We start from the raw sequence: 6668 nt of genomic DNA on the forward strand, positions 1-6668 counted from the left end.
CCGTAAGTCAGCCCTCAAGGGCGCTGCCGCAGATGGCAGCCGGCCTGACGTTTCTGTTCGAGATATTCGTCGATCAACTGGCGGTAGCGCACCTTGCCGAAGCTCGAGAAATGGCCGCCATGGACGACCGAGACGTCGAGATCGCGCATGGCGAGCAGCGTCGCCATGTAATCTGGTATGTCCGAGTGGTAGACATCATCGATCAGCGGGCCATCATAGATGATGTCGCCGGACAGCAGGATGCCGGTCTTCTTCTCGTAGAGCGCAATGCCGCCCGGCGAATGGCCTGGCGTGTGGACGACCTCGAAGGCCCGGTCGCCCAGATCGATGATGTCGCCATGCGCGAGCATACGGTCGGCCGGCGCGGGCTGGATGCGATAGCGCGCCGTGTCCCAGCCCCGCGGCATGCCATCGAACATCTCTTCTGTCGCATAGGTGCCGGCAGCGGTCCATTCGTTGCGCGGATCGGCCAGGATTGCCGCTTCGGCCGAATGCACGCAGCGATCGGAAAACTCATGGTGGCAGCCGATATGGTCGAAATGCGTGTGGCTGGCAACGCAGGTCAGCTTGCGCTCGCTCACCAGGGACACATGGGTGCGCAGGCTGAAATGACCGAGGCCGGTGTCGAACAGGAGATCGCGGTCGCGTCCGCGCGCATGCCACATATTGCAGCGGAAGAACGGTTTTATCCATGGCTCGTGAATCAGCGTGATGCCGTCGGCCATGCGGATTGTTTCGTACCAGTCCGGTGCGTCGATGACCGCAAGCGTGCTCATGTTCAATCCGTCAGCAAGATGATCTGGTCGGTATCACAGGAAATCGCGACCCTGTCGCCCGCATGGACGACGGAGGTCGCCGGCAGCTTGGCGATGAACCGCAAGGAAGGCTCTTCGACGGAGGTCGCCAGCACGCGCTTGAAACTGCCCTGGAAAACGACGTCGCTCACATCAGCCTCGCCGAGCTTCGTGCCAGCCGACGCAGCGCCAAGCACAAGGTGCTCAGGGCGTATCGCCAGTGCGGCAGTAGACCCCAACGGCAAGGCACTGGATAAGGAAACCGGTCCGACCGGTGTCGTGACGGTGCTCGTCCTGTCACTGGTCTCGATGACAGTGCCGGCAAGGATCGTGCTCTCGCCCATGAAGGTCGCGGAAAAACGCGTCGCCGGCCTCGCATAGACGCGCTCGGGCGGCCCCTCGTCCTCGATGCGGCCGTCATTCATCACCACGCAATGGTCGGCCAGCGCCATCGCTTCTTCCTGGTCGTGAGTGACATGGATGAAGGCGGTGCCGACCCGCTTCTGGATCGCCTTCAGTTCGTCCTGCATCTGGCGGCGCAGTTTCAGGTCGAGCGCCCCGAGCGGCTCGTCGAGCAGAAGCACCGCCGGCTCGATCACCAGGGCGCGCGCCAGCGCCACGCGTTGGCGCTGGCCGCCGGAAAGCTGGTGCGGCTTCTTGTCGAAGGCGGCGGCGAGGCCCACCAGGGCCAGCGCATCGCGCGCTTTTGCCGCCCGCGTCACTCCGTCGACACCTTGCATGCGCAGCCCAAAACCGACATTGCCGCCGACGCTCATATGCGGGAACAGCGCATAATCCTGGAACACCGTCGTCGTCGGGCGTTTGGCCGGCGGCACCGAGGTGCAGTCCTGGCCGCGGATGAGGACCTTGCCTTCGCTCGGATTGACGAAACCGCCGAGAATGGAGAGCAGCGTCGTCTTGCCGGAACCGGATGGCCCAAGCAGGATCGTATAGCTGCCGGCCGCTATCGTCAGCGAGACATTCTTCAGCACGGGATGCTGGCCGAAGCGGTGCGAGATGTCGCGGATATCGACCAGGGGCGCGTTCATGCCGGTTTCCTCCGCAGCAAGGTCAGTTCGAAGAACACCACCAGCACGATCGAGACGGCAAAGACCAGAGAACCGACCGCGTTGGTCTTGGGATTAAGGCCGGAGCGCAGCAGGTTCCAGATTTCCACCGGCAGCGTGGTCTCGAAGCGCGTCAGCAGGAAGGAGATCACGAACTCGTCCCAGGAGAAGGTCATCGACAGGAAGAAGCCGGCGAAAATGGCCGGCGCCATGACGGGCACGGTGATCAACAGCAGCACCTTCCATTCCGGCGCGCCGAGGTCGCGCGCTGCGCGCTCAATGTTGATCTGGTGGTCGCCCAACTGGCTGTAGATGATGGCGAAGCACAGCGGCATGTTGATAACCACATGGCCGATCCCGGCGGCAAGCAGAGATTTCGGCACGCCGGCCCAGTTGAACAGCACCAGCAGCCCCATGCCGATGATGAGATAGCTGACGGTGAGCGGCAAGGTGATCAAACCGCGCAGCAGGCCCGAGCCTGGCAGGACGAAGCGCGCGAACCCCCAGGCCGACAGGAAGCCGAGCATGACGGCTGCGGCCGAGGAAAGAACCGCGACCAGCAGCGAATTGGCCAGCGCCGAAGTCAGCCGGTTATCGGAAAGAACCGCCTCGTACCAGCGCAGCGATGGGCCTGTGAACGGGGGAATGGGAAAGGACGTCGACTGCAGCGAGAACAGCACCAGCACGACGACCGGCAGGAAGATGAAGCCGTAGACGGCAAGCGCGTAAATCCAGGAAGCGATGCGGCCAATGCTGCGCATGATCAGGTCCGCTCGATCTTTAGCCAGCGGGCGCAGGCGAGATAGGCGACGGTCACGACCGCCATCAGGATGATCGACAGCGCCGAGGCCAATGGAAAATCGCCGCGCCTGCCGATCTGCATCATCACCAGCTGCGGCATCAGAAGCTCGTTGTTCCCGCCGAGGATCTGCGGCGTGATGTAGTCGCCGATGCACAGCACGAAAGTGAGAAAAGCGCCGACCATGATGCCGGGCAAGGTCAATGGCAGGATGACATGCAGGAAGGTGCGCACCGGTCCGGCGCCGAGATCGGCGGCGGCCTTGCGGTAACTGGGGCTGAGCTGCTTCAGATTGGCGAAGATGGTCAGCGTCAAAAGCATGACGAAGAAATGCACGAAGCCTGTGACGGTGGCCAGGCGCGTATTGGCGAGCTGCAGCGGTTCGGAGACCACGCCAATGCCAGTCAGTGCCCGGTTGATGACGCCGTTCTGCGCCAGCACCAGCAGCCAGGAGTAGGAGCGCACGACATAGGAGGTCCAGAACGGCAGCACGGCCAGCATCAGCGCCAGCCGCTGCCAGCGTTCAGGAACCTGTTCGGCCAGAATCCAGGCGAAGGGATAGGCAAGCAGCACGGAAACCACGGTGACGATGGCGGTGACCTGCAGCGAGTTCACCATCGCCTGCCAGTAGGCGGGGTTGGTGAAGAATTGGCTGTAGTTGGACAGGGTGCCCCCGCCGCCCTCCTGCGCGGTGAAGCTCGAAAGCCCCATGGCGACGAAGGGCAGCACGAAGAAGAGAAGCGTCCAGCCAAGTGCGGGTGTGACCAGCGCCCAGGGAAGGGCACGGCCTGTCCGCGCGCCCTCACTGTTTCCCGCGGCGCTCATCGGCGTATCGGCTCACTTGGCCTGCAGCATTTCGGTCCACATATCCTGCATCTTCTTGTCGAGGTCGGCGCTCGGCGCCGGATAGGCCTGCGCACGGGCGAGGAAGCCGGGCTGCTCGTCGAAGCGCAGGACTTTTTTCTGGTCGTCGGTCAATGCGGCCTTGGTGTTGGACGGCATGCCCCAGTAACAGGACGAGGTGGCGAGCCGTGCCTGGCCTTCGGGGCTCAGTATGTACTGGATGAATTTCAGCGCCATGTCCTTGTTCCTGGAATCCTTGAACATGGCGAGCGACTGCGACCACAGCACCGCACCTTCTTTCGGAATGGAAAAGTCCAGCGCCGGGTTTTCCTTGGCCAGCCCTGCCGTCACCCATTCGCCGCCGCCGACCAATATGTCGACCTCGCCGGTCGCCAGCGCCGTCTGGCTGGCGGTGACTTCACCGACCAGCTTGGCATTGGCCTTCATCTTGAGCAGCTCTTCCTTGAGCGCGGGCAGGTCGGCTTCCGTGAGATCGGCCGTCTTCTTGCCGATGGCCAATGCCGCCATGCCGATGACGGGGAGATAATAATCGTAGATGGCGACCTTGCCCTTGTACTTGTCTGATGTCAGCGACGCCAAGGATTGCATGTCCGCCGGATCGACCTTTGTCTTGTTGAAGCCGATCGTGTTGTAACCGAACTTTTCGGTGATGCCGTAGCGCTTGCCGCCGACAATGGTCGAGCCGTCCATCTTCACCTGCGGGAAGAGATCGGCGAACGGCAGCTTGTCTTCCGGCAGCGGCTCGAACAGGCCTTTCTCGACGCCGCGCGGCACGTCGATGCTATCGATCACCATCACATCCCAGTCGCCGGGCTGCGACTGCTCGACGATGGCCAGCCCAGCCCCGGTGCCTTCGAATTCCTTGACGTTGACCTTGACGTTGTTGGCCTCCTCGAAAGGCTGCAGCAGCGCCGGATCGGAATGGTCGCACCAGATCAGCGCGTTGAGATCGGCGGCTTCGGCGAGGCTGCCCGCCGCAAGCAGCAATGCCGAGGCGGCACATGCAGCGTGCATCTGGCGCTTCAGGACGGAAAGCGGATTCCCGGATTTCACGGACATCGAGTGTTCTCCCTTGCCTTTGTGGCTTCTTGCAAAAAACTGAACCAATTCTAAAATTGAGTCAATTCTGTTTTTGTGGCAAGAGGCTAATATGAGCGGATTGCGGGCAAGGCAAAAGGCGGATCGCCACCGGCGTATCATCGAGGCGGCGGCGGCGCTTTTCCGCGAGGCCGGGTATGAGGGCGCCAAGATCGAGACGATCGCCGCGCAAGCCGAAGTCTCGATCGGCACCATCTACAATTACTACCAGAACAAAGGCGATATTCTCGGCGCCATCGTCTCGATGGAAGTCGACGAGGTGCTCAATGCCGGGCGCGGCGTGGTCGCCCGGCCGCCCGCCAATGTCGGCGACGCCCTGGACACGCTGATCGGCATCTATATCGAGCACTCGCTGCACTATCTCAGCAAGGAGATGTGGCGGCAGGCGATGGCGATCTCGACGCAACTGCCCGACAGCCCGTTCGGCCAGGCTTATACTGGCCTCGACCGCTCGCTCACCGAACAGATCCGCGCGCTGATCGCCCGCCTTCAGGAGATCGGCCTGGTGCGGCAGGATATCGACGGCACGGCACTCGGCGAATTGATCTTCAACAACATGAACATGATGTTCATCGAATTCGTGAAGCGGGATGAAGCCAGGATACCGGAGTTGAGGGCCGCGATACGGCGGCAGAACCGGATATTGGTGGCGGCGATCGGAGTGTGAGGGCGTCAGGAGCAGGCAGGAGAAGTTGTCGCTTCGGCATCGGACGGCGTCTTACGCGATGATTGGCTCTTGAGTTGAGTTTGAAATCTGCTACAACTTATAGGGGTATAAAAAGGGGGAAGGGTAAATGGGGACGTTTTCCATCTGGCATTGGGCGATCGTGCTGCTGCTGATCGGCGTGCCTGTTTTCTTTGCTGTCCGGTCAGCCGCGAAGCCGTCGCAGAATCCTGAGTCACTTGTGGGCTTCGGTGGCTGGCTGATGCTGCTGGCTATCGGTCAGACATTGTCACCGCTGCGCACGCTCGCCGATTTCGGCAATTCCGCCGACGGCTACCAGCAACTCATGACCCTCCCAAACGGCTCTCTGGCTGTGTATGGCGAGGTTGCCCTCAATCTGGCATTTCTGGCGCTTCAGCTGGTGGTGCTGGTTTCAATGCTGCGGCGAAGCCGTCGATTCCCGCAATTGTTTCTCTGCCAATGGTTTGCGATTCCTGTTGTGTTTATCCTGGATACGATCTGGATTTCGTCAATCCTGGGCGTTCCGGTAAACAAGGTGCTCGCAGGCGACGCGCTGGCGGCACCCATGGCTTCGTTTGTGGTGACCGGCATCTGGGCCGCTTATGTCTATAAGTCTGTGAGGGTGAGGAATACGTTCACCAGGACGAACGTGTCGGCCCAAATCGCGAGCGCTTCGTAAAGGGGGGTGGCGACGTAATCGCCCTTCAAGGGGGTTTTCGGAGGACACTCCTGCGTCTCTACGGGGTTGGGGTGGCCTGCCACCCGGAGCTCGAAGAGCGTAGGGTGGTGCCCCCGGACGGAATCGAACCGCCGACCTTCGGTTTACAAAACCGCTGCTCTACCAGCTGAGCTACAAGGGCACGGCGCTCCGGTTAGCATATTTGTTGCGCCAGTAAAGACAAAACTCCGTTTTTGGGCATCAGCCGTGGTGGAGGATGCCCACGCGTCCGCATGCTGAAATCCGCGAACGCGCTTCCTACATCAGGGTAAGTGCAATGCGCTGAACGGAGTGTCGCATGATCAGGCTTATCATCATTCTCCCTATCGTCGTCGTGGCGTGGATGCTGCTGGTGAAGCTCATCAGCGATGTGAAGAAGGCCAATGTCGACTGGACAGGCGTCACCACCTTCATCGGCTTTATCGCGCTCGCCTTCTGGCTTCGGCATATCACCGGCATGGGCTGAGTGGGGGAGTGGTGAGTAGTGAGTAGTGAGTAGTGAGCAATTGCTGCCGGTCATGGCGCGAGCCGGTGCTGCCTACTCAGTTTCGCCAACAGTGCGCCAAGGGACTGTCAGGAATCTTGTGCGTGAGGCCGGTTGTCGTCATTGGCTGACGAACCTCTCGCCGAAGACGACGGCGAA

General features: G+C 61.3%; 8 protein-coding genes and 1 tRNA gene. 3 read left to right on the forward strand and 6 right to left on the reverse strand.

Annotated elements, in window-relative coordinates; translation table 11 throughout:
* Positions 1-14: 14 nt before the first annotated feature.
* The 5 genes from FJ936_RS19230 to FJ936_RS19250 are packed head-to-tail and all read right to left on the reverse strand — an operon-like array spanning position 15 to position 4583.
* Positions 15-776, reverse strand: coding sequence for an MBL fold metallo-hydrolase (locus FJ936_RS19230; protein ID WP_140792551.1), 762 nt, complete (start codon positions 774-776; stop codon positions 15-17).
* A gap of 2 nt (positions 777-778) precedes the next feature.
* Positions 779-1843 (reverse strand): ABC transporter ATP-binding protein, encoded by a 1065-nt coding sequence (locus tag FJ936_RS19235; RefSeq protein ID WP_140792553.1) that lies wholly within the window; start codon positions 1841-1843, stop codon positions 779-781.
* Positions 1840-2622, reverse strand: coding sequence for an ABC transporter permease (locus FJ936_RS19240; protein WP_140792555.1), 783 nt, complete (start codon positions 2620-2622; stop codon positions 1840-1842). Before FJ936_RS19240 ends, FJ936_RS19235 begins: the two co-directional genes overlap by 4 nt.
* Before the next feature lie 2 nt (positions 2623-2624).
* Positions 2625-3485 carry an ABC transporter permease gene (locus tag FJ936_RS19245; protein WP_140792557.1) on the reverse strand — a complete coding sequence of 287 codons (861 nt, stop codon included), beginning with the start codon at positions 3483-3485 and terminating at the stop codon, positions 2625-2627.
* 12 nt (positions 3486-3497) lie between these two features.
* A complete protein-coding gene (locus FJ936_RS19250; protein ID WP_140792559.1) occupies positions 3498-4583 on the reverse strand; it encodes a spermidine/putrescine ABC transporter substrate-binding protein in 1086 nt (361 codons plus the stop codon).
* Positions 4584-4674: 91 nt separating this feature from the next.
* Between FJ936_RS19250 and FJ936_RS19255 the strand changes: the two genes are divergently transcribed.
* Entirely contained in the window at positions 4675-5289 is a 615-nt protein-coding gene (locus FJ936_RS19255; RefSeq protein ID WP_140616911.1) for a TetR/AcrR family transcriptional regulator, read from the forward strand.
* Between the two features lie 127 nt (positions 5290-5416).
* The gene (locus tag FJ936_RS19260) at positions 5417-5986 is read left to right on the forward strand and encodes a DUF2569 family protein (protein ID WP_140792561.1); all 570 of its coding nucleotides are present in this window, start codon (positions 5417-5419) and stop codon (positions 5984-5986) included.
* A gap of 105 nt (positions 5987-6091) precedes the next feature.
* Here FJ936_RS19260 and FJ936_RS19265 read toward each other — a convergent pair.
* Positions 6092-6167 (reverse strand) — tRNA-Thr (locus FJ936_RS19265).
* Between the two features lie 156 nt (positions 6168-6323).
* Between FJ936_RS19265 and FJ936_RS19270 the strand changes: the two genes are divergently transcribed.
* On the forward strand, positions 6324-6491 hold the full coding sequence (locus tag FJ936_RS19270; protein WP_140792563.1) for a hypothetical protein: 168 nt from the start codon (positions 6324-6326) through the stop codon (positions 6489-6491).
* Positions 6492-6668: the final 177 nt, after the last annotated feature.

Origin of the sequence: Mesorhizobium sp. B2-4-13, from assembly GCF_006658535.1 — a bacterium.
Classification (GTDB): Bacteria; Pseudomonadota; Alphaproteobacteria; order Rhizobiales; family Rhizobiaceae; genus Mesorhizobium; species Mesorhizobium australicum.